The following is a 21583-nucleotide window of genomic DNA, read 5'->3' as shown; positions in this document are numbered from 1 at the left end:
GAGAATTTTATGGACGACGCCAAAAAACCGCCCATCACCTCCGCTTTCGGCAAAGCCTTCAGGTCAATCCGGCGCCGCGAACGTTTTCTTTCACCAGCTCTGCCCGCTTTGAAGGAAAGAATGTTTGATGCTCTAACCGCCGCAGCAATAGCCAAATGCGTGGATTTCAATGTTGCCGTCAATAGGACCAGGAAGTATCAGGACGAAGAGTTCGTCTTTGTTAGCAGCCTCCGAGGCATTTGTGAGGACCTGATATCTTTAGCATATATGCAGAAAAATCTTGGTTCGGACAAAGAGGAACTTACTTCCCTGCTGATTGGCCGGGCCCTTGCTGAGGGCATCCAGACACAAAGGGAGTTTTTTTCGGCGAACAATCCATTTCAACCCGTCTTGTCACCGCGGAAAGACGAGGGACAGGACGCAGCGTTAGTGGCGCGGCGACGGGTGCGAGAGTTCTGGGCGGCACGTTGTATTACGCGTCGAGACGGGCCGACTATGCGAGATATGGCAGCCGACATAGGCTTGCTTCATACCTACGAGTATATCTATTTCGCGGCATCAAATTTTGTCCATTTCAATCCACAATCTTTGCTGAGAATGGGATGGGGGAATCAAGAAGGGCCTTTTTCCTTCTCGACCTCTAACATCAGTAAATACTACAAAGACCTCGCAAGTTTCTATGGATCGCTTCTATTCATTGCCTATCACTCAGCATTTCCAGCATCTTTCACGACCGACTGCTCTAAGGAGGCGCATGGAATATTATCTTTGATTGATCAGGTACACCGATGGCCGGAAATCGTCACATTCGAAGAAATGAACCAGAAACCGCCACTCTATCTGCTTACGCATGCGATGCGACGCGCCTTCTCAGACGAAGGTGCACCGAAAGGTGGCATTCTTGAAGAGGTGCGTAATCTTGGAGATCGTCTTAGCAATGCTGCTTAAATAACTGATGCCCACTCCGAGCCAACTTCGACGAGAGGCCGACCTGTGATCGCTTTCGTGACGCCTTGACGATCCCCCCGCATACCCGGCTTGGGTCGGAAGCCGACATTCCGGCCATCAAATCCTCCCACCCGCGCGGCTCCGCGCCCCTTCGGCAACGGAGCGTCAACGCCTCTCGGGCTTCAGTGGCGGCATGGCATCCTCCGCATCCGGCCCCTCCCCGCTGCCCGCCGACGCCCTGGCGTTTCCGGGTGAGGCAGCCCTGCGCGCCGAGGCCCTGGCCTGGCAGGACGAGCTCGCACGGGAGCGGCGCCTGTCGCCCAACACCGTCGAGGCCTATGTGCGGGACCTGCGCCAGTTCCTGGTCCATCGCGCCGGGCGGCACGGCACGCCCGGCATCGCCCAGCTCGTCGCGTTGAAACCGCGGGATGTGCGCGCCTTCATGGCGGCGCGCCGGGCGGAGGGGGTCGGCGGGCGCTCGCTGATGCGGGCGCTGGCGGGCCTGCGCTCCTTTGCGCGCCACCTGGAGCGCGAGGGCCACGGCACCGTGGCGGCCTTGGGCGCCGTGCGCTCGCCCAAGGTGGAACGGCGCCTGCCGCGTCCGATCCCGATCGCCGCCGCGCGGGCGATGAGCAGCCCCGACCTGCGCGCCGGCGAGGCCCGCGAGCCCTGGGTGCTGGCGCGCGACGCCGCCGTGCTGGCCCTGCTCTACGGCTCGGGCCTGCGCATCTCGGAAGCCCTCGGGCTCCGGGCCCGGGACGCGCCCCTGCCGGGCCTCGATTCCGTCACCGTGCTGGGCAAGGGCGGCAAGTCCCGGATGGTGCCGGTGCTGCCGGTGGTCGCGGCGGCGGTGGCCGAATACTGCGCCGCCTGCCCCTACGCCCTGGCCCCGGACGGTCCGCTCTTCGTGGGCGCCAAGGGCGGTCCGCTCTCGCCCCGGATCATTCAATACGCGGTGGCGGCGATGCGCGGCGGGCTCGGCCTGCCCGAGAGCGCGACGCCGCACGCCCTGCGCCACTCCTTCGCCACGCACCTCCTGGCGCGCCAGGGCGAGTTGCGGGCGATCCAGGAACTGCTCGGCCACGCCTCCCTGGCCACCACCCAGCTCTACACCAAGATCGACGCGACCCGGCTGATGGAGGCCTTCGATGCCGCCCATCCGCGCGCGGGCCAGGCCCCGCTCCGGGCGGCGGCGCTGCGCGAGAAAAGCCGTGCGCCGGGTCCCCGCCCCGCGCTAGGACCGGGGGCATGATCCGCCCCCGCCTGTTCGTGCCCCGCCGATGACCCAACACGCTCCCGCGAAACAGGACCTGTTGGCCGCCCTGCGCCGCGGCGACTGCGCCGGGGCCACGGCCCTCCGCTTTCCCCCCGGCCTGACCACGTTTCCGCGCGAGATCCTCGACCTCGGCGACAGTCTCGAACGGCTGGACCTGAGCGGCAGCGCCCTCACGGCGCTGCCAGAGGATTTCGGCCGCCTGCGGCGCCTGCGCGTGCTGTTCTGCTCGGGCAACCGCTTCACCCGCCTGCCGCCGGTGCTCGGCGACTGCCCGGCCCTGAGCCAGGTCGGCTTTCGCGGCACCGGGCTCGTGGAGGTGCCGGGCGAGGCCCTGCCGCCGGCCCTGCGCTGGCTCACCCTGACGGACAACCAGATCGCCACCCTGCCCGACGCCCTCGGGCAGCGGCCGATGCTGCAGAAGCTGATGCTGTCGGGCAATCGCCTGCGGCGCCTGCCCGACAGCCTGGAGGGTGCCGCCAACCTCGAACTGGTGCGGCTGGCCACCAACCGGCTGGAGGCGCTTCCGCCCTGGCTCGCCACCCTGCCGGCCCTCGCCTGGACCTCCTATGCCGGCAATCCCGTGGCCGACGAGCCGGTGCTGCCCGCGGTGCCGGCGGTGGCCTGGAGCGAGCTCGAACCCGGCGCCCTCCTGGGCGAGGGAACCTCGGGCCGGGTGCACCGGGCGCTGTGGCGCCGCGACGGGGGCGCGGCCGACGCCGTCGCCCTCAAGCTGTTCAAGGGCACCATGACCAGCGACGGCCTGCCCGCCCGCGAGATGGAAGCCTGCCTCGCGGCCGGGGCGCACCCGCACCTCACCGGCGCCCTCGGGCGCGTCGTCGATCATCCGGACGGCAGCGAGGGCCTGCTGATGCGGCTCCTGCCGGAGTCCTGGCGGGTGCTGGCCGGGCCGCCGAGCCTGGAGAGCTGCAGCCGCGACGTCTACGCGCCCGGCCTGACCCTGACGCCGGCGGCGGCCCTGCGCATCGCCCGCGGCACGGCCGAGGCCTGCGCCCATCTCCACGCCCGCCGCATCCTGCACGGCGACCTCTATGGCCACAACATCCTGTGGGACGGCACGGACGGGCAAGCCGTCGTCAGCGATTTCGGCGCCGCCTCGATCCTGCCGGACGGCCCCGTCGGCGCGGCCCTGCGCCGGGTCGAGGTGCGGGCCTGGGGCCTGCTGCTCGGCGAACTCCTGGACCTCGCCGGGATCAGGGGCGGTCCCTGGCGCCACCTCGAAGGGGCCTGCACCCGGCCCGAGATCGGGGAGAGACCGGGTTTCGCCGACATCCTCGCGCATCTCCCGCAGGCCGAGGCGTAGGCGCGCGCCGGCGCTCCGCCTGAGATGCGCAAAGCACAGGCGTCTTCCGTCGCGAGCCGCCGACCGGGCAGACCCGCGCGGCGACGCGGCGCGGCCCCGATTTCGTCACGGTCTCCCGCCAGGGACGCGTCCGGAATCAGGGGGTTAGGGTCATCATGAAGGCAATCACCACCGCGCTTCTGCTCGCGGGCGCGCTCGCGGCGCCGCAGGCTGCGCTCGCCGCGAGCAAGACCACGGTGGGCGTCGGCACCGGCGCGGTGGCCGGCGCCCTGGTCGGCGGACCGGTGGGCGCGGTCGTCGGCGGCATCGTCGGCGGCTATATCGGCGCCACCTCCGAGAGCCCCCGCCCGCGCCGCCGCCGGGTCCGCGCCGCCCGCCGGGCCTCCGTGGCACCGCGCAGGCTGCACGTGGCCGAGGAAAGCGCCGCCCCGGTCCGCGCGGCCGGACCAGCCGCCACCGGCAGCCTCACGCCGGTCACGACGGCGCCCGCCACGACCACCTGGCGGAACCCGCGGTAGCGGGATATCTCCACCGTTCGGAACGCGGGCCGACCGTCCGAGTTGGGTGGATCTCTGCCTGTCGGCTTTCGAGCGGATTAGCGATGAAGTAGACATCGCCGTCGCGCCCGTTCCCGATACCTTCAGCAGTTGCAACTTCAGGATGTCGCTTCAGCTCACCGCGCCCGGCTCGTGGATCGGGCAGCGATTGAACCGCTCGCGGAACTCGGCCGAATGCCTGTAGGGGGCGTTGCGGGCGCGGTTGATGTTGCCGAGAGGTCGGTGCGCTGCGAGGCCGGTCCACACGCTGAAGCGCATCTCCTCGTCCACCGCTTGGACCCGAGCAGGGTCCCAACTGTTCTGCGGCTGAACCCGGACAATCCCGACCCGCTGGAACGGTGCCTCGTCCTCCTTCCACTCCACCGTCGGGTCCTCGACCGGCTGGCGTTCGAGGTTGCGACAGAGTTGGACCCGGAACTCCCATTCGCCGGCGATACCGATCATCTCGGACTGCACTGTCTCGCGGATGGCGTTCGGGCGGCCGGAGGCGTCGATCTCAGTACCGGTCAGGGCAGTTAGAGCCGGCGCGACGGGGGCCAGCGAGAATTTGGCGATGTAGTCGCCGTACCGGAACGGGGTCAGGCTGTAATAGGTCTCGCCGAGCGGATCGACATTGGGCGCGCCGCCCAGGGAACCGATGGTGGGGCTGTCGATGCCCACCGCATGCAAAGCCTTGTTGACGCCGCGCAGGACCGTGGAGGCGGCGACCTTCAGCCCCTCGGCGCGGTCCGTGGTACCGGCCAGCAGCTTGAGGCTGCCCAGGAACTTCTCCGTGTTCGGCGCCTGGAACACCTTGCCGTTGACCATGATGAAGTTCTGCGTCGTCCCCTCCGCATCCGGCAGGCGCTCGCCCTCGACGTCCAGCACCTTGAGTGCGAGGCCTCGGGGCAGGGAGACTGCATCGGGGAGGATGTCGCCGGCGTTGGTCGACAACCGCATGTAGACCTTGTGCTCGCCGGGATTGGCGAACAGCCCCTGGGCCAGGTCCGGCGGAAGCCCGGCATCGATGTTGAGCACACCTTCGAGGATGCCGTGGGACTTGGCGTGAACTGAACGCACGGCGTGCCCGGAATCTTCCGCGACCCGGTTCAGGATCTTATCGAAGGTCTGGTTGAGCTGCTCGATGGTCTGCCCTTCGTTCGGCATCATTGCCTCGACGTCGGGAGTGTATCGCACCGGTGATCGCAAGGTCTGTCTCCCGCTGGCGGCCAGGACAGAACACCCGTTAACCCGGCGACGTTCCGGGTTGTGCGGCATTCAATCGCCCCTGAACGAGGTGTGGAACGGCAGGGGGCTGGCGCGGCTTTTCGGCGGTGCGGTCATTCTCTCCGCCCAGGCACGGCCGCAATCCGGCGGCCTTCGGACCCCACGTCCCGATCCCAGCTTTCGTCAAACCACCCCGCAGGCGGACGACACGTCGAGGAGACGCCGATGACATACCTTCGCTACGCCCCCGACATCGAGACGCCCGCCCCGGACGAGCAGAAGTCCATCGACGGCATCATCCAGGGGATGACCCAGCAGTCGCAGACCGTGGAGAAGCGCGAGCACCACGCGGTACGTGCGAGCCACGCCAAGAGTTCGGCCTGCGTCGTCGGGGAGTTGGTCGTTCCGGAGAACCTGCCTCCGGAACTCGCACAGGGCCTGTTCGCCAAACCGGGGAGGCACAGGGTGGCGGTGCGCTTCGCGCAAGGGCCCGGTGAGATCCTGGGCGACCGGGTGTCGACCCACCGCGGCATGTCGATCAAGGTCTTCGGGGTACCCGGCGAGAAGCTGCCGGGCCACGATGTCGAGACCCAGGACTTCGTGCTCGCCACCGGCACGACCTTCCCGTCGGGCACGGCGGCGGGCTTCCTGCGGGACGGCACGGTCATCGGGAAATCAACTGGCTTGCCGGAGGGCGTGAAGAGCGCCGTCGCGGCCACAGCCCGCAACCTCAACCGAGTGCTGCACGCCTTCGGCACAGAAAGCGCCATGGCCGATTTCCTCGGCCATCCCTACAGCCATCCGCTCGCCGACAGCTACTTCAGCCAGGCCCCGATGCGGTTCGGCGACTACGTCGCCAAGCTCGGGGCGATCCCGGCTTCGCCTGCCCAACGGGACCTCGCCAAATGGCGCCTTGATCCGCACGGGGACGAGAATGGTTTCCGCCACGCGGCGGCTGCGTTCTTTAGCGAGACTGACGTGGTGTTCGACTTGAAGGCTCAACTGTGGGCTGACGCCGAGCGCCAGCCCATCGAGGACGCGTCGGTCGACTGGCCGGTCGCGGTCAGCCCGTACCGCACGGTGGCGACGCTCCGCCTACCCCGGCAGGACGCCTACTCCCCTGAACGGGTGCGTTACTTCGACGAGGTGATGACCTTCCGCCCCGCGCACAGCCTCGCGGCGCACCAGCCGCTCGGTTCGGTGATGCGGGCTCGGCTCCAGGTCTACCGGGCGCTGAGCGACTTCCGCCACCGGGAGAACGGCGTGACCGCCGAGAGCACCGCCTCGCCGGAGAGCATTCCGGCCTGAGGCCGACCCCTTTTCCCGCCACCGATAGAGGAGCCAACCATGACCCTTCAGGACAAGACCATTGCCATCCTGATCGCCCCCCGGGGGACGGAGGAACCGGAGTTCACGAAGCCCCGCGGACGCAGATGAACAGTCCGCTGGCGGAACGGCTCGGCTGCGCGCTCGACGAAGGACCGTTCGGTCCGGTCATCCGCACGGATGCCGCCAATCTGATGACGGAGGCGGGGGTGTATGCGACCGGGGACATCGCGCGGGCGCCCCACGGCGTGAGTTGGGCCGTGGCGGACGGCGTCACGGCGGGTGTTCCGGTCCACCAGTCCATCGTACTGGCGCTTGGCTGCCTGATCATGCCCAACGAATGTCGTGTCCGCTTCAGGGTATCGACAAAGAGATCTCGAATGGCCGTGTTGGGTCGGACGCAGACGGTCCCGAACGTCGGGCTTCGGCGGCCTGGATAGTCGCCCAAGCTCCACCATCCACAACGCGCGCCTCAGGCGCCGCCCCACTGCATGGTCAGGCCGCCGTCGACCACCAGGGTGTGCCCGGTGACGTAGTCGGAATCGTCCGAGGCGAGGTAGAGGATCGCCTTGGCGATCTCGTCCGGCTGGCCCGCCCGGTGCCAGGGGATGCGGTCCAGGGACTGGGCGAGCTTGTCCGGGTTCTCGAAGCGATCGCTCGTCATCGGCGTCTCGATCAGGCCGGGCGCCACGTTGTTGACGTTGATCCGATCCTCGGCCAGCTCCCGCGCCAGACTGCGGCAGAGGGAGCCGACGCCGGCCTTGGACATGCCGTAGGGGGCGCTCTCCGGGGTCGGCAGGTGCTGGGCGACCGAGGAGACGATGACGATCTTGCCGCGTCCGCCTGCGGCGCGCCGGACCTTGATGAAGGCCCGGGCGCAGAAGACCGGCGCCATCAGGTTGACGCGCAGGATCTGCTCGAGCGTGGCGTCGTCCATCTCGGCCACCGGCATGCCGCTCATGGCCTGGCCGGCATTGTTGACCAGGATGTCGAGGGCGCCGAGGTCGCGGGCGACCGCCGCGAAGGTCGCCTCCACCGAGGCCGGGTCGCCGACATCGTTCTGGATCACGAGGCAGCGCCGGCCCGCCGCCTCGACCCGGCGCGCGGTCTCGCGGGCTCCGTCCGCATCGGTGTGGTAGGTGATCGCCACGTCGGCGCCTTCGCGGGCGAACAGCTCGGCCGCCGCCTGGCCGATCCCTGAATCCGCGCCGGTGATCAGCGCGCGCTTGCCGTGCAGCTTCATGGTGAGCCGGTCTCCTCGCATCGGGGGTCGATGCGAGGACTAAGGACGCGACGCCCGGTCCTGTTCCGGGCGCCGATCGTCCCGGATCAGGCATGGCTTCGGCTCAGGTGATGACGCTCGGCTCGGAGCGGCCGGTGAGGGCGGCGATGTCGGCCAGCGCGTTCGCCACCGCCACCACCGGGGCGAGCACCTCCGCCACCGGCAATTCGAGCCGGTCGGGGGCGGATTCGTAGCGCTCGAGATAGACCCGCAGGGTCGCGCCCGCCGTGCCGGTGCCGGACAGACGGTAGACCACCCGGGCATCCTCCGCGAAGGTGACGCGGATGCCCTGCTGCTCGGTGACCGAGCCGTCGACGGGATCGACGTAGCGGAAGTCGTCCGCCGCCGCGACGGTGAGATCGCCGAGCTTGGTGCCGGGCAGCGTCGCGAGCTTGGCGCGCAGGCCCTCCATCAGGCGCTTGGCGGCCGCGGACTCGATCTCCTCGTAATCGTGCCGGGTGTAGTAGTCGCGCCCGAACTGCGCCCAGTGGCCCCGCACCACGTCCTGGGCCGGCTTGCCCGTGACCGCCAGGATGTTGAGCCAGATCAGCACCGCCCAGAGGCCGTCCTTCTCCCGGACGTGGTTCGAACCGGTGCCGGCGCTCTCCTCGCCGCAGAGGGTGATGAGACCGGCATCGAGCAGGTTGCCGAAGAACTTCCAGCCGGTGGGGGTCTCGTAGGCCTTGATCCCCAGGGAGGCCGCGACCCGGTCCAGCGCCCGGCTGGTCGGCATCGAGCGGGCGACGCCGGCGAGTCCCTGCGCGTAGCCGGGGGCCAGGTGCGCATGCGCGGCCAGGATCGCGAGGCTGTCGCTCGGGGTCACGAACAGGCCCGGCGCCACGATCATGTTGCGGTCGCCGTCGCCGTCCGAGGCCGCGCCGAGATCGGGCGCGTCGGCGCTCAGCATCAGGTCGTAGAGGTCATGGGCGTGGACCGGGTTCGGGTCGGGATGATGCCCGCCGAAATCCTCCCGCGGCGTCCCGTTGACCACGGTGCCGGCTTGCGCCCCGAACACACCCTCCAGGATGGCGTGGGCGTAGGGGCCGGTGACCGCGCTCATGGCGTCGAAGCGCATGCGGAAGCCGCCGGCGAACAGCCGGGTGATGGCGTCGAAATCGATGAGGTCGCGCATCAGCGCCAGGTAATCGGCGACCGGATCGATCACCGCCACGGTCATGGGGCCGATCCGGGTCTCGCCGAGGGTGTCGAGGTCGAGGTCCGGCCCCTCGACGATGCGGTATTCGGTGAGGGCCTGGGTGCGGGCGTAGATCGCTGCCGTCACGCCCTCGGGGGCCGGGCCGCCATTGGCGGTGTTGTACTTGATGCCGAAATCGCCGTCCGGGCCGCCCGGGTTGTGGCTCGCCGACAGGATGATGCCGCCGATGGCGCCGTGCTTGCGGATGACGCAGGAGGCGGCGGGCGTCGAGAGCAGGCCGCCCCGGCCGACGAGCACGCGGGAAAAGCCGTTGGCCGCCGCGATCCGCAGGGTGGTCTGCACCACCTGCCGATTGAGGAAGCGGCCGTCGCCGCCGAGCACCAGGGTGGCGCCCGCCCGGTCGGGAATGCAGTCGATGATCGCCTGGACGAAGTTCTCGACGTAGCGTGCCTGCTGGAAAACCGGCACCTTCTTGCGCAGGCCGGACGTGCCCGGTTTCTGGTCGTCGAAGGGCGTCGTCGGCACGGTCGTTACGGACATCGTTCTGGCACTCCTCAATCCCGCGCTCAAGAACGCGGTTTGCCCGCGCGGGTCAATCGCCGACGGTCCTGTGGGACGGACCGGGCCTCCGGCACCCGCATCGGCCGGCGTCAGCCAAGCATCGCGCGACCCGATCTGGAGGAACGGCAAGTCGAGGCGAGCAAAGCTGATGGATGTGTCGTTCATGACTTCGCAACCGTTCCTGCGCCCGTAAGACGAGGCCCGCTTGCATCGTCAAGACCACCATGCAAGACCACCATGATTGATAGCCCTCGGCCAGGTGGGTGAGTGTCGAGCCAGGATCCCCGCAAGGATTCGCACGTCCGGTTCAAATCCGGACCCCGGCCTCCATCCGACCTCTCCGCCCGGTCCGCACAACGTCGACTTGCGCGAGGCCGCCGATGCACGGGGCGCACCGTCCCGGCTCGGGATGAATCCCCCCGCTGAGACGTGTTGCCCCGGGAACGATCCGAAACGGTCAAGATTTGTCCTTCACGAATTCGCGCGTGAGGACCATGCATGGAATGCCCCCAGGATGTCAGCCTGCGCGCTGACGCGTCGAGCGCGACCGATATGCAGCCTCAGGCCGACGACATCCTGCTGGCGCCGCTCGCCGACATTCCGCGCATCAACCTGCGCGAGGCGGGCGAGCCCTGGGACAAGCGCCGCCACGCCGGCAAGGCCCTGCGCGAGGCGGTGCCGCACGCGGCTCACGGAGCGTGGCACCCGCCCGCCAACCGGCCCGACCCGGTCTCGCTGATCGAGGCGGCGCATGACGGGCGCCAGCCGCACCTGATCCCGCTCCGGGTCGCCAGGATGGCGAGTTCGCCCTTCGCCTTCCTGCGCGGCGCGGCGCACGTGATGGCGTGGGACCTCGCCCATACCCCGCGCAGCGGCATCGCGGTGGTGATGAACGGCGACGCGCATCTGGCCAATTTCGGCCTGTTCGGCACGCCTCAGCGCGACATCGTCCTCGACCTGAATGATTTCGACGAGGTGACGATCGGCCCGTGGGAATGGGACCTGAAGCGCCTCGTGGCCAGCATCGAGGTGGCGGCCAGGACCGACGGCGTCGCCAAGCCCGAGCGCCGCGAGGCTGCCCTCGCGGCGGTGGCGGGCTACCAGCACACCATGACCGAACTGGCGCCGCAGGGCCCCCTCGACGTCTGGCATCAGGCGGCGCGGGCCGACCAGCTCGACTTCGCCGGCCTCTCCATCGACGAGGATTCCAAGGCGGTCATCGCCCGGGCGGTGGAGAAGGCGCGCAAGAAGCACAACAAGAGCCTGCTCGCCCGGGTCGGCGAGCGCCGCACCGACGGCGGCTGGCGCTTCAAGGAAGCCCCTCCCATTCTCACCGGCGTCGATGCCGAGACCCGGGAGGCGGTGATCGGCGGCCTGGAGCATTACGCCGAGACCCTGCCGCGCGAGCGCCGCTTCATGCTGAGCCGCTACCACGTGGTCGACGTCGCCCACCGGGTCGTCGGCGTCGGCAGCGTCGGCACCCGGGCCTACGTGGCGCTCCTGTGCGGCAATTCCGACCAGGACGTGCTCTTCCTCCAGGTCAAGGAGGCGGTGACGCCGGCCCACGCGCCCTACCTGTCCGGGATGCCGGATTCCTACGGCGACCACGAGGGCGAGCGGGTGATCTACGGCCAGCGCCTGCTCCAGGCGGTGGGCGATCCGCTGCTCGGCTGGACCACCATCGACGGGCGGCCGTTCTACGTACGTCAGATGAAGAACATGAAGGGCGACATCCCGGTGGCGGGCCTGACCGGGCAGCCGCTGATCTACTTCTCCTGGGCCTACGGCGCCCTGCTCGCCCGGGCGCATGCGCGCACCGGGGATGCGGCCGCCATCGCGGGCTATTGCGGCCGCGACCGTCAATGCGACCTGCGCGAGGCCCTGGCCGACTGGGCCTTCGCCTATGGCGACCAGAACGAGGCCGACTACGCCGCCTTCCGGGCGGCCATCGCGGACGGTCGGCTCGAGGCGTCGCCCGACCCGGAGATGTGATCCGAAGGGGCGTCCCGGAGGGCATCCAAGGATCTGTGCACAGGTCTGCCCACAGGTCACCCACAGGTCACCCAGAGGGTGCTGCGACAAACTGGGGACGGCGGGGCGAATGACGGAGCCCGGCCCCCTTGGACCGCGTTGCCTGAGTCCAGATCTCAAGCCGGGCAGCGCACCTCTCCGATGGCAAAACGCAGGACCGAGACGTCTTCCGCACACGCTTCCCCCGCTCCGGCACGCACGCCGAAAACGCCCACGTTGAAAACACCCACGTCGAAAACATCCGCGTCGAAAACATCCGCGCCGAACACGTCTGCATCCAGAACCCGCCCCCGCAAGGCCGCCGGTCGCAACGCCGTCGCGCCCAAGCGGACCGAGCCGGCCCCGGCCCCCGCCAGTCCCGAGATCGTCGCGCCCCTCGTGCCCACCGGCGCCCTGGTGGTGGCCCTCCTGGGGCTGACCGAGTGCGGCAGGCCCCTGATCCACATGGCCCGCGAAAGCCATCGCCTGGAGGCCATCGCGGGCATCCTCCGGGCGCTGTCGCCGGAGCGCACAGTCGCCCTCTATCCGGAATGGGACTGCCTGCCCTACGACCGGGCCTCGCCCTCGCGCGGGGTGATGGGGGCGCGCACCGGCGTGTTGCGCTGGCTCACCGACACCGCGGCCCTGCCCGACATCGTGCTCACCACCGCCCCGGCGCTGATCCAGCGCGTGCCCCCGGCCGAGACCTGGGCGGGCGCCCACCTGGAGATCCGCATCGGCGACGCCCTCGATCCGCCCGCGATCACCGATGCCCTGCAGCGCCTCGGCTACATCCTCGACGACCGGGTCGACGAGCCCGGCGAGGTCGCGGTCTGGGGCCGCACCGTGGACGTCTTCCCGGCCGCCGCCGACCGGCCCTGCCGCATCGAGTACGAAGCCGGCCGGGTCATCGCGATCCGCTCCTACGACCCGGTCTCGCAGCGCTCGCTGGCCGATGCCGAGGTCCTCGTCATCGATCCCGCCACCGAGATCCTCCTGGCCGAGGGCTCGGAGCACCGGCTGGAGCCCTTCACCGGGCAGGAGCACGGCCTCGCCCGGTTCTATCCGGCTCTCGTCACCGTGCTCGACCAGGTGCCCGACGCCCGCCTCGTCGTCGAGGAGGGGGCCGAAGAGCGGGCGCAGGCCTTCTTCGAGCAGATCGCCGAGGGGCGGGAATCCGCAGCCCGGTCCCGGCGCGGGGCGGCCGACGATGGCGGCCTCTACCTGAGCCCCGAGGCCTGGGCGACCCAGCTCGCCGCGCGGCGCGTCGCCGACGCCGAGACGGCGGAGGGCGAGGATCTCACCATGCCGGCCTTCGTGCGCAAGGCCCGGCCGAACACCGCGCTGGCCGAGACCCTGCGCGAGCGCCTCACGGCGGGCGACCGCATCCTTCTCACGGGGCCGGCCGAGCCCCTGGCGCGGCTGGTGCGCATCGCCGAGCGGGCGCTCGGCCGCAAGGCCCGCCCGGTGGGCGCCTGGGCCGAGGCGACCGCGGCCAAGTCCGGCGCCCTGCTCATCCTGGAAGCCCCGATCGAGGCCGGCTTCCGGGTGCCGGACCAGGGCATGGCGGTGATCGCCGCCGCCGATCTCTTCGGGGCACGCGCCGCCACCGTGGCGAGCGGAGGCCCGAGCGCCATCCTGCCCATCGGCGAGGTGGAGCTGCGGATCGGCGACGTCGCGGTCGACCGCGACAACGGGCTCTGCGTGTTCGAGGGGCTGGAGGCGGTGAGCACCGGCACCGGCGGCCAGGAAGACGCCCTGCGCCTGCGCTTTGCCGGGGACGGCATCCTGATGGTTCCGGTGTCCCAGGCCGACCGGATCTGGCGCTACGGCTCCGAGGCCGAGGCCGTGACCCTGGACAAGCTGGAAGGCGGATCCTGGGGCCGTCGTCGCCTCGAAGCCGAGGCCTGCATGGCCCGGGCCGCCCGGGTGATGCTGGCGGATGCCGAGAAGCGCCGGGCGGTCCGCGCACCGGTGCTGGCGCCGCCGGACCGCGAGATGGAGCGCTTCGCCGCCGGGTTCGGCTTCGCCCTGACGGCCGACCAGGCCGGGGCGGTGAGCGGCGTGATGGCCGACCTCGCCTCCGGCCGGCCGATGGACCGCCTCGTCTGCGGCGATGTCGGCTTCGGCAAGACCGAGGTGGCCCTGCGCGCCGCCGCCGCCGCGGTGTTTGCCGGCAAGCAGGTGGCGATCGTCGCTCCCACCACCGTCCTGGCGCGCCAGCACGTGCAGACCTTCACCCGGCGCTTCGCGCGCTTCGGCGTGGAGGTCGCGCACCTCTCGCGCCTCGTCTCGCCGGCGGATGCCAAGCGGGTGAAGGCCGGGCTCGCCGACGGCTCGATCCGTCTCGTGGTCGGCACCCACTGCCTCGCGGCCAAGGGTGTGGCCTTCGCCGATCTCGGCCTGATGGTCATCGACGAGGAGCAGCGCTTCGGCACCAAGATCAAGGAGGGCCTGCGTCAGGCGGCCGGCGACGGCCACGTGCTGACGCTGACCGCGACACCGATCCCCCGCACCCTGCAGAGCGCCCTGGTCGGCCTCCAGAGCCTCAGCGTCATCGCCACGCCGCCTTCCGTGCGGCAGCCCATCCGCACCGTGATCGCCGCCTTCGAGGACGCGGCGATGCGGGACGCGCTGATGCGCGAGCATCGGCGCGGCGGCCAGAGCTTCGTCGTCTGCCCGCGCATCGAGGACATCGCCCCGATGGCGGCGCGCCTCGCCAAGCTGGTGCCGGACCTGACGACCATGGTGGCCCATGGCGAGCTCAAGGCCGCCGAGATGGATGACGTGATGGTGCGCTTCGCCGATGGCGAGGGCGATGTGCTGCTCGCCACCAGCATCATCGAGAGCGGACTCGACGTACCGCGCGCCAACACCATGCTCGTCTGGGATGCGGAGCGCTTCGGCCTGTCGCAGCTGCACCAGCTGCGCGGCCGGGTCGGGCGTGGCCAGCGCCGCGGCGTCGTCTATCTGCTGCACCGCCCGGACCGGCCGCTGTCGTCCGCCACCGAGAAACGCCTGCGGACCCTGGAGGCCCTCGACCGCCTTGGTGCGGGCTTCGCCATCAGCGCCCGCGATCTCGACCTGCGCGGCGCGGGCGACCTCGTCGGCGAGAACCAGGCCGGCCACGTCAAGCTGATCGGCCTGGGGCTGTACCAGCACCTGCTGCACTTGGCCCTGCGGGCGGCCAAGGGCGAGCCGGCGGAGGACTGGAACCCCGAGATCCGGCTGGGCCTCTCCGGCTCCGTGCCGGCGGATTATGTGCCCGAGCCCGAAGTGCGGCTGAGCCTCTATACCCGCACCCTGCGCCTCACCAATCCGGAAGAGGTCGAGGCCCTACGCAGCGAGGTGGTCGACCGCTTCGGCCCGCCGCCCACGCCCTTCGAGGACCTGATCGCCCTCGCCCGGCTCCGGGTCGGCTGCTTGGCGCTCGGCATCCATCGCCTCAGCGGCGGCCCGCAGGGTCTGGCGGCCGACCTCCGGCCCAACGCGCCGCCGCTGGCCGTGCCGGCCCACGCCCATATCGAGCGCCGGGACAACCGCGTGCTCCTGCGCCAGGGCCACGACGACCCGGCCGAGCGCGGCCGCCTCGCCGCTGCCTTCCTCGAGCGCCTGACGGCGCAGGGCGAACGCAGAGCCGGTGCGACGGCCGGCTGACGCCTCGAGCGATCGGGCGGGACGCCCGATCGACACCGTCCGCACCGGTCAGGCGGCCATCCCTGCCGTGGGCGGGATGGCCGCGCCCGGAGCGTCGCGCCGGCGGTCGGCCGAAATCCGGCTGCCGCAGCGTGCGAGGTGCCTCGTTCACAGGCCTGAATCACGCGAGCCACCGACGGCGGCCACCGTCGCCTCAACCTTTTCGGCGCGTCACGATCCGGCCCTGCGCAGTCCGGCCACCGCCGTCGCCCCAATCCTCCGGTCTCGCGCCAGCAGATGGCCGCCGATGCAGCCGCCTGACGCGTCGTTGGAGCGCTCTCATGTCCAGGCTGCACCCGTTCAACTCGGGATCATCGCCTGTGTCTGGCGCGCAACAGGCGATGGATCAGCAATTTTAAGTACGCATTCGTCTTGCGGATCAATCTGCGGATGATATCGACCTTGATGGCTTTTTCAATCCATCCGGGACTATAGACGATGTCTTCAGCCGCCTCAAAAGCAAAAGATATACTGAAATCGGTTTTCTATAAAGAGGGCAGCTACAAAAAGGCAATGATATCGGGGACAAAATTCAACATTCCGGTCAACAAAAGCTTTCATTCCCAACATCTGAAGTCATACGAAGATTACTTCCACGATTTCATTGAATTGTCTTTGAAATTGAATCCGGGACTCTTCGTCGATGTGGGGGTCAATGTCGGGCAGATCCTTCTCAAGATGAAGTCCATCGAGCCGTCGCGGGCCTATGTCGGCTTCGAGGCGTCGGTTCCCTGCTGCGCTTACGTGTATGATCTGATCGACGCCAACGCGATCAAGGGATGCAAGATCATCCCCTTTGGCCTCAGCGATCAGGCCTGCCTGGTGCCGTTTTACTATTCGAGCGCGGTCGATCCCCAGGCCACCATCGTGCAGGGCTTCTGGACCGGCGCGAATCAGCGTTCCTACGAGCGGTTCATCTATGTCAGCCGAGGCGACGAGGTGCTGGCGACCCTGGGGACGGACACCGTCGGGATCATCAAGATCGACGTGGAGGGCGGCGAACTGGAGGTCCTCAAGGGCCTGGTCGACACGATCGGGCGCGACCGGCCGCTCATCCTGTCCGAGGTGCTGCCATTCGTCGAACGGCAGAACGTCGCCGAGCAGGCGACGATGCTGCGGCGCAGGCAGCGCTGCGAGGAACTGACCCGCCTGATCGAATCGCTGGACTATGTCTGCCTGCGCGCCCTGCCGGGATTCCAGGTCGAAGAGGTGGAATCCTTCGGCGCCCAGGAGTTCGTGGCCGACCGCACGAACTATGTCATGCTGCCCCGCGAACAGAAGAGCGTGTTCCTGAACGCATTGCGCCGCAAGGCGGCCTGAGGCCGCCCGACGCGCCGGCGGGTTGGGGACGTTTCCGCCTTTGCGCCGGCCACAGGACGGGAGCCGGCGTCGATCACCGCCTGCCGTGGAACGAAGCACCGCGTGGGACCGGTTCGGGCGGTCTCGGACCGCGAAGGCGCAGGACCACGATGGCGGCGCGTGCGGCGGTCACCGCGATGATGAGCGAGCGTGGTCAGCCTGTCGGACCGGTCGCGGTTCACAGGCAGGTTCCGCCATACGCTCCGGCCACCGAAGCGAGGCGTCCGTCCTCCGCCCGCCAGCCTACGCGCCACGTCAGGGTGCAGGATGGCTCCGAGAGCACGAACCATGCCCGACGCCCTTCGGCCGGATTCGCGGCCGGCGGATCGCTGCTGAAACCTTCGGCCCGCAGGCGCGAGATCAGGCCCCCTTCCGACGAGCCGAGCGGGAATGTGTCGGCGATGCGCGCAGCAAAAGCCGCATCGCCCCGTGCAAACTCGGGCGGAAGGTTCTGCACGAGGGATGGCCGCGCCCGATCCGGCATGGCCGTGAGGACGGCCCAGAACGGCACGGCGACCAAGGTCGTCACCGTGAGAAGGACCGCCCCGCCGAGGAGGATGACGAGCGTCCGGCCCGTCATAAGATTCGCATGGCCTGAGCGATGCCCGCCTCCCATCCGCAGGGAGGCGCCGAGGTTAAACCTCTCTCACCGGAACGCAACCAAAGGATGCAGCAAGCCCTCAGCTTCCGGGCTTGCGCACCGCCGAGGCGACATCGAGCGGCTTCGGCAGAAGGCCGAGGCGGTGGAAGGTGTCGGCGACGCGCTGCTGGTCGGCGGTGGTCTCGGCGTTCAGGGGCGTGACCCCGTAGGTGAGGCGCCGCAGCGCCACCGTGAGGATCGGGGCCGGAATGCCGACCGAGGGCGCGAGCTCGGCCGCCACCGCGTCGGTGTTGTCCTTGGCCCAGGCGTCGATCTCGCCGATGGCGGCGAGCGTGGCGTCGAGGGCCGGGCCGTTGGCCGCCGTGAAGGCGCGGGTCGAGAGGTAGAACTGGCGATTCGGCACGAGGCCGGTGCCGTCGACGAGGATGCGCCCGCCGGTGCTGCGCTCGCCCGAGGCGAGGAAGGGGTCCCAGATCGCCCAGGCGTCGACCGCGCCCCGGGCGAAGGCGGCGGCCCCGTCGGCCGGCGCCAGGAAGGTCGGGCTCACGGCCTCGTAGGGCACACCGGCCTGCTCGAGGGCGCGGACCAGGAAGTAGTGGACGTTCGAGCCCTTGTTCAGGGCGATCTTCCGGCCGCGCAGGTCCGCCACCGTGCGGATCGGGCTGTCCTGCGCCACCAGGATCGCCTCGCCCTTCGGCGCCGCCGGCTCATGCCCGACATAGAGCAGGTCCGGGTTGGCGGCCTGGGCGAAGATCGGGGGCGCCTCGCCGGCCGAGCCGAGATCGACGGCCCCGGCATTCAGCGCCTCCATCAGGGGCGGCCCCGAGGGGAACTCGGCCCAGGTGACGCGGTAGCCGAGCGGCTTCAGGCGCTGCTCCAGCAGGCCCTTGCCCTTGAGAAGCACCAGCGTGCCGTATTTCTGATAGCCGATGCGGATGACTTTCTCGTCCGCGCGGGCGTGCAGGGTGCCGAAGGTCAGCAGCGCCAGGGCGGTGAGGAGAATCCAGGCGCGGCGCGTGCCGTCGGGGCGGAGCGCAAGGGCACGGGTGGCGGCGGGCATGGGGGGCTCCTTCACGCGGGGATGCTCGGGCTCGATGTTCGATGGATGAACCCAGCCGCTCGGCTTCCCTCTGCTCTCCGTCATCCCGGAGCCGCGCAGCGGAGTCCGGGAACCAGAAACACAGGTGGGGCAGAATCCGACGCTGTCGCGGCTCTGGATTCCGGGCTCGCCTGCGGCGCCCCGGAATGACGGTGGCTCTCCTGTCCGCCAGGCTCTCGTCGTTCGGGGACGTCGCCCCCTCAATGCGCCGCGATGCGGCGGCTGGGCACGATGTCGTTGGCGATGACCTCGCCGAAGGGGCCGTTGTTGCGGGCGTTGCTGGGCGCGACGCCGGTGGTGGCCCGCAGGGGGAGCTTCGGGAAGACCAGCTCGGCGAAGCGGTAGGCCTCCTCCAGGTGCGGGTAGCCCGACAGGATGAAGCGGTCGATGCCGAGGTCGATGTATTCCTTCATGCGGTCGGCCACCTGATCGGCCGAACCGACCAGGGCGGTGCCGGCGCCGCCGCGCACCAGGCCGACGCCGGCCCAGAGGTTCGGCGACACTTCGAGCTTGGTGCGGTCGCCCCCGTGAAGGGCCATCATGCGGCTCTGCCCGACCGAATCCTGGCGCTTGAGCGTGGCCTGGGCCTTGGCGATGGTCTCGTCGTCGAGGCGCGAGATCAGGTTTTCGGCAGCGGCCCAGGCCTCACCCTCGGTCTCGCGCACGATGACGTGCAGGCGGATGCCGTACGAGAAGGTCTTGCCCTTGCGGTCGGCCGCCTCGCGGGCCTTGGCGATCTTTTCCGCGACGCCGGCCGGAGGCTCGCCCCAGGTCAGGTAGACCTCGCAATGCTCGGCCGCGACCTCGATGCCGGCCGGCGACGAACCGCCGAAATAGAGCGGCGGGTAAGGCGTCTGGACGGGCGGGAAGATCACCCGGCCCTCCTCGACCTTGAGGTGCTTGCCCGCGTAGCTGACGGTCTCGCCCGACATCAGCCCGCGCCAGATGTGCAGGAACTCGTCGGTGACGACGTAGCGCTCGTCATGGTCGAGGAAGACGCCGTCACCGCGCAGTTCGACGGGGTCGCCGCCCGTGACGACGTTGATCAGCAGGCGCCCGTCCGAGATCCGGTCCAGGGTCGCGGCCATGCGGGCGGCCATCGCGGGCTCCTGCAGGCCGGGGCGCACGGCGACGAGGAAGCGCAGGCGCTTGGTCAGGGGCGCCAGCGCCGAGGCCACCACCCAGGAATCCTCGCAGGAGCGACCGGTGGGCAGGAGCACGCCGTAATAGCCGAGCTCGTCCGCCGCCTGGGCGATCTGGCGGAGATAGGCGATCGAGACGTCGCGGGCGCCTTCCTGCGCACCGAGATAGCGGCCGTCGCCGTGGGTGGGGAGGAACCAGAGAACGTCGGTCTGTCCAGTCATGGGGGCTCTCGTGTGGTGGGAGGCGGCGGCGCTCAGGACGGCGCGCGCTCGGACAACAGGTGATCGAGGATGCGGCCTTCGAGAGCCGCGAGGTCGGCGTCGCCCCGGCGTCGGGGCCGGGGCACGTCGACCGTCACGTCGAGGGCGATGCGGCCGGCCTCCACCACCAGGATGCGGTCGGCCATCGCCACGGCCTCGGCGACGTCGTGGGTGACCAGGATGGCGGTGAAGCCTTGCGCCCGCCAGATCCGCTCGATCATCGCCTGCATGTCGATGCGGGTCAGGGCGTCGAGGGCGCCGAGCGGCTCGTCGAGGGCGAGCAATCCGGGACCGCTGACGAGAGCGCGGGCCAGGGCCACGCGCTGGCGCTGGCCGCCCGACAGGGTCGCGGGCCAGTTGCCGGCCTTCTCGGACAGGCCGACCTCGGCCAGGGCCGCCTCGGCCTTGGCGCGCTGCTCGGCCTTGCGGCCCCCCTCGCCGAGACCCACCGCCACGTTGTCGACGACGCGGGCCCAGGGCAGCAGGCGCGGCTCCTGGAACATGATGCGCTTCGAAGGCGTGCGCAGGGCCTCGGATTCGAGGGCGATGCGGCCGGCACTCGGCTGCTCCAGGCCGAGGATCAGCCGCAGCAGGGTGCTCTTGCCGCAGCCCGAACGCCCGACCACGGCGACGAACTGCCCGGCGGGGATGTGCAGGTCCAGCCCCTCGATCACCGTGTGGCCGTCGAAGTCCTTCCGCAAATCCCGGATCGTGACGCCGATGCCGGTGGCGGAGGCCTGCGGCGCGACCCGGGCCGGCGCCTTCGGGGCGGCGACCCCGCGCGGTTTCAGGTCGCGGATCGGCGTGTCCTCGCGAAGCTGGGAATCGTCAGGGACGCGAAGGGCGGTGGCGAGCATGGGGCGGACCGTCGAATGGGAGAAGGGGGTTTTGGGAGCGCCGCTGGCGTGAAGCGGCACGCCGCGAAGGTCTGGTCGGAGGTCTGGTCGAAGGTCTGGCGCTCCCTCCCGCTTGGTGAGGAGGAGAGGTGCCAACGGCGCATCACGCGTTCCCGTACGCCGGGTTCCAGGCCAGGAACCGGCGCTCCAGCAGGCGGGTGACGGCGTCGGCAGCCTTGCCGAGGCCGGCGTAGATCACGATCGCCAGCACCACCACGTCGACCAGCATGAACTCGCGGGCCTGCATCGCCATGTAGCCGAGGCCGGACGAGGCCGAGATCGTCTCGGCGACGATCAGCGTCAGCCACATGATGCCGAGCGCGTAGCGCAGGCCGACGAAGATCGAGGGCAGCGCGCCGGGCAGGACCACGCGGGTGAACAGGGTGGTCGCCGACATGCCGTAGACCCGGCCCATCTCGACGAGCTGCGGGTCGACCGAGCGGATGCCGTGCAGGGTGTTGGCGTAGACGGGGAAGAACACCCCGATCGCCACGAGGAAGAGCTTGGCCTCCTCGTCGATGCCGAACCACAGGATCACCAGGGGGATCAGCGACAGGTGCGGGATGTTGCGGATCATCTGCAACGTCGTGTCGGTGAGGCGCTCGGACAGGCGCGACAGGCCGTTGGCGAGGCCGAGCGCGAAGCCGATGCCGCCGCCGATGAGGAAGCCTACGGCCGCACGGGCGAAGCTGATCGACAGGTTGGTCCAGAGTTCGCCGCTGCGCGCCGCCTGCCAGCCCGCCGCGACGACCCCCGAGGGGGCCGGCATGAACCGGGTGGAGACGAGGCCCGTGGAGGCGGCGACCTGCCAGCCGAGCAGGATCACGGCGGGCACGAGCCAGGGCGTCAGACGCTCGAGGGTGCGGGTGCCGAAAGAGGGAGTCAT

At 69.8% G+C, this 21583-nt stretch carries 18 protein-coding genes, 1 tRNA gene and 1 pseudogene; 11 read left to right on the top strand and 9 right to left on the bottom strand.

All coding sequences use genetic code 11. The features are described 5' to 3' along the window. Positions 1–9 precede the first annotated feature (9 nt). The 4 genes from ASF57_RS25385 (at position 10) to ASF57_RS04630 (ending at position 4063) form a co-directional block, all read left to right on the top strand. A complete protein-coding gene (locus ASF57_RS25385; RefSeq protein ID WP_156375960.1) occupies positions 10–948 on the top strand; it encodes a DUF5677 domain-containing protein in 939 nt (312 codons plus the stop codon). 193 nt (positions 949–1141) lie between these two features. Further along, positions 1142–2200: a tyrosine recombinase XerC gene (locus tag ASF57_RS04640; RefSeq protein WP_056480625.1), complete on the top strand. Its 1059-nt coding sequence runs from the start codon at positions 1142–1144 to the stop codon at positions 2198–2200. Positions 2201–2228: 28 nt separating this feature from the next. Beyond that, positions 2229–3545, top strand: a complete 1317-nt coding sequence (locus ASF57_RS04635; RefSeq protein WP_056480622.1) for a leucine-rich repeat-containing protein kinase family protein — start codon at positions 2229–2231, stop codon at positions 3543–3545. A 155-nt stretch (positions 3546–3700) separates the two neighbouring features. After that, positions 3701–4063: a hypothetical protein gene (locus ASF57_RS04630; protein ID WP_082503686.1), complete on the top strand. Its 363-nt coding sequence runs from the start codon at positions 3701–3703 to the stop codon at positions 4061–4063. Positions 4064–4213: 150 nt separating this feature from the next. Here ASF57_RS04630 and ASF57_RS04625 read toward each other — a convergent pair whose 3' ends face one another. Then, on the bottom strand, positions 4214–5251 hold the full coding sequence (locus ASF57_RS04625) for a catalase family protein (RefSeq protein WP_056480618.1): 1038 nt from the start codon (positions 5249–5251) through the stop codon (positions 4214–4216). Positions 5252–5533: 282 nt separating this feature from the next. On the opposite strand from ASF57_RS04625, the gene ASF57_RS04620 reads away from it, so the two are divergent. The 3 genes and pseudogenes from ASF57_RS04620 to ASF57_RS04615 all read left to right on the top strand — a co-directional run bounded on the left by ASF57_RS04620 (position 5534) and on the right by ASF57_RS04615 (position 7074). Beyond that, positions 5534–6616, top strand: coding sequence for a catalase family protein (locus ASF57_RS04620; RefSeq protein ID WP_056480615.1), 1083 nt, complete (start codon positions 5534–5536; stop codon positions 6614–6616). Positions 6617–6655: 39 nt separating this feature from the next. Then, positions 6656–6733, top strand: a pseudogene (locus tag ASF57_RS27355) (protease); the annotation flags it as partial. 8 nt (positions 6734–6741) lie between these two features. Then, positions 6742–7074, top strand: a complete 333-nt coding sequence (locus ASF57_RS04615) for a hypothetical protein (protein ID WP_056480613.1) — start codon at positions 6742–6744, stop codon at positions 7072–7074. Between the two features lie 32 nt (positions 7075–7106). On the opposite strand, the gene ASF57_RS04610 is transcribed toward ASF57_RS04615, so the two are convergent. Together ASF57_RS04610 and ASF57_RS04605 are read right to left on the bottom strand one after the other, a co-directional pair. Continuing rightward, positions 7107–7877: a glucose 1-dehydrogenase gene (locus ASF57_RS04610; protein WP_056480610.1), complete on the bottom strand. Its 771-nt coding sequence runs from the start codon at positions 7875–7877 to the stop codon at positions 7107–7109. Between the two features lie 103 nt (positions 7878–7980). Further along, positions 7981–9612, bottom strand: coding sequence for an alpha-D-glucose phosphate-specific phosphoglucomutase (locus ASF57_RS04605; protein WP_056480606.1), 1632 nt, complete (start codon positions 9610–9612; stop codon positions 7981–7983). Positions 9613–9886: 274 nt separating this feature from the next. Between ASF57_RS04605 and ASF57_RS25375 the strand changes: the two genes are divergently transcribed. Both ASF57_RS25375 and ASF57_RS04600 read left to right on the top strand, forming a co-directional pair. Beyond that, positions 9887–9963, top strand: a tRNA-OTHER gene (locus ASF57_RS25375). Between the two features lie 168 nt (positions 9964–10131). Beyond that, a complete protein-coding gene (locus tag ASF57_RS04600; RefSeq protein ID WP_082503684.1) occupies positions 10132–11625 on the top strand; it encodes a DUF2252 domain-containing protein in 1494 nt (497 codons plus the stop codon). Between the two features lie 155 nt (positions 11626–11780). Here the strand turns inward: ASF57_RS04600 and ASF57_RS25370 are convergent, their stop codons facing one another. Then, the gene (locus ASF57_RS25370) at positions 11781–11933 is read right to left on the bottom strand and encodes a hypothetical protein (protein ID WP_156375959.1); all 153 of its coding nucleotides are present in this window, start codon (positions 11931–11933) and stop codon (positions 11781–11783) included. A 130-nt stretch (positions 11934–12063) separates the two neighbouring features. Between ASF57_RS25370 and ASF57_RS04590 the strand changes: the two genes are divergently transcribed. Together ASF57_RS04590 and ASF57_RS04585 are read left to right on the top strand one after the other, a co-directional pair. Further along, a complete protein-coding gene (locus ASF57_RS04590) occupies positions 12064–15300 on the top strand; it encodes a DEAD/DEAH box helicase (protein ID WP_056480748.1) in 3237 nt (1078 codons plus the stop codon). Between the two features lie 477 nt (positions 15301–15777). Then, positions 15778–16659: an FkbM family methyltransferase gene (locus tag ASF57_RS04585; protein ID WP_082503683.1), complete on the top strand. Its 882-nt coding sequence runs from the start codon at positions 15778–15780 to the stop codon at positions 16657–16659. Between the two features lie 217 nt (positions 16660–16876). Here ASF57_RS04585 and ASF57_RS04580 read toward each other — a convergent pair whose 3' ends face one another. From ASF57_RS04580 to ssuC, 5 genes are all read right to left on the bottom strand, one after another. Further along, positions 16877–17278, bottom strand: a complete 402-nt coding sequence (locus ASF57_RS04580) for a hypothetical protein (RefSeq protein WP_056480597.1) — start codon at positions 17276–17278, stop codon at positions 16877–16879. 100 nt (positions 17279–17378) lie between these two features. After that, positions 17379–18359, bottom strand: a complete 981-nt coding sequence (locus ASF57_RS04575) for a sulfonate ABC transporter substrate-binding protein (protein WP_056184729.1) — start codon at positions 18357–18359, stop codon at positions 17379–17381. 239 nt (positions 18360–18598) lie between these two features. After that, the gene (gene ssuD, locus ASF57_RS04570) at positions 18599–19762 is read right to left on the bottom strand and encodes an FMNH2-dependent alkanesulfonate monooxygenase (RefSeq protein WP_056480595.1); all 1164 of its coding nucleotides are present in this window, start codon (positions 19760–19762) and stop codon (positions 18599–18601) included. A gap of 32 nt (positions 19763–19794) precedes the next feature. Next, on the bottom strand, positions 19795–20658 hold the full coding sequence (locus ASF57_RS04565; RefSeq protein ID WP_082503682.1) for an ATP-binding cassette domain-containing protein: 864 nt from the start codon (positions 20656–20658) through the stop codon (positions 19795–19797). A gap of 142 nt (positions 20659–20800) precedes the next feature. Beyond that, positions 20801–21583, bottom strand: coding sequence for an aliphatic sulfonate ABC transporter permease SsuC (gene ssuC, locus ASF57_RS04560; protein ID WP_056480591.1), 783 nt, complete (start codon positions 21581–21583; stop codon positions 20801–20803).

This window comes from Methylobacterium sp. Leaf117, from assembly GCF_001422985.1.
Classification (GTDB): Bacteria; Pseudomonadota; Alphaproteobacteria; order Rhizobiales; family Beijerinckiaceae; genus Methylobacterium.
The sequence above is the reverse complement of the archived record's forward strand: the minus strand, read 5'-3'. Positions and strand labels throughout refer to the sequence as shown.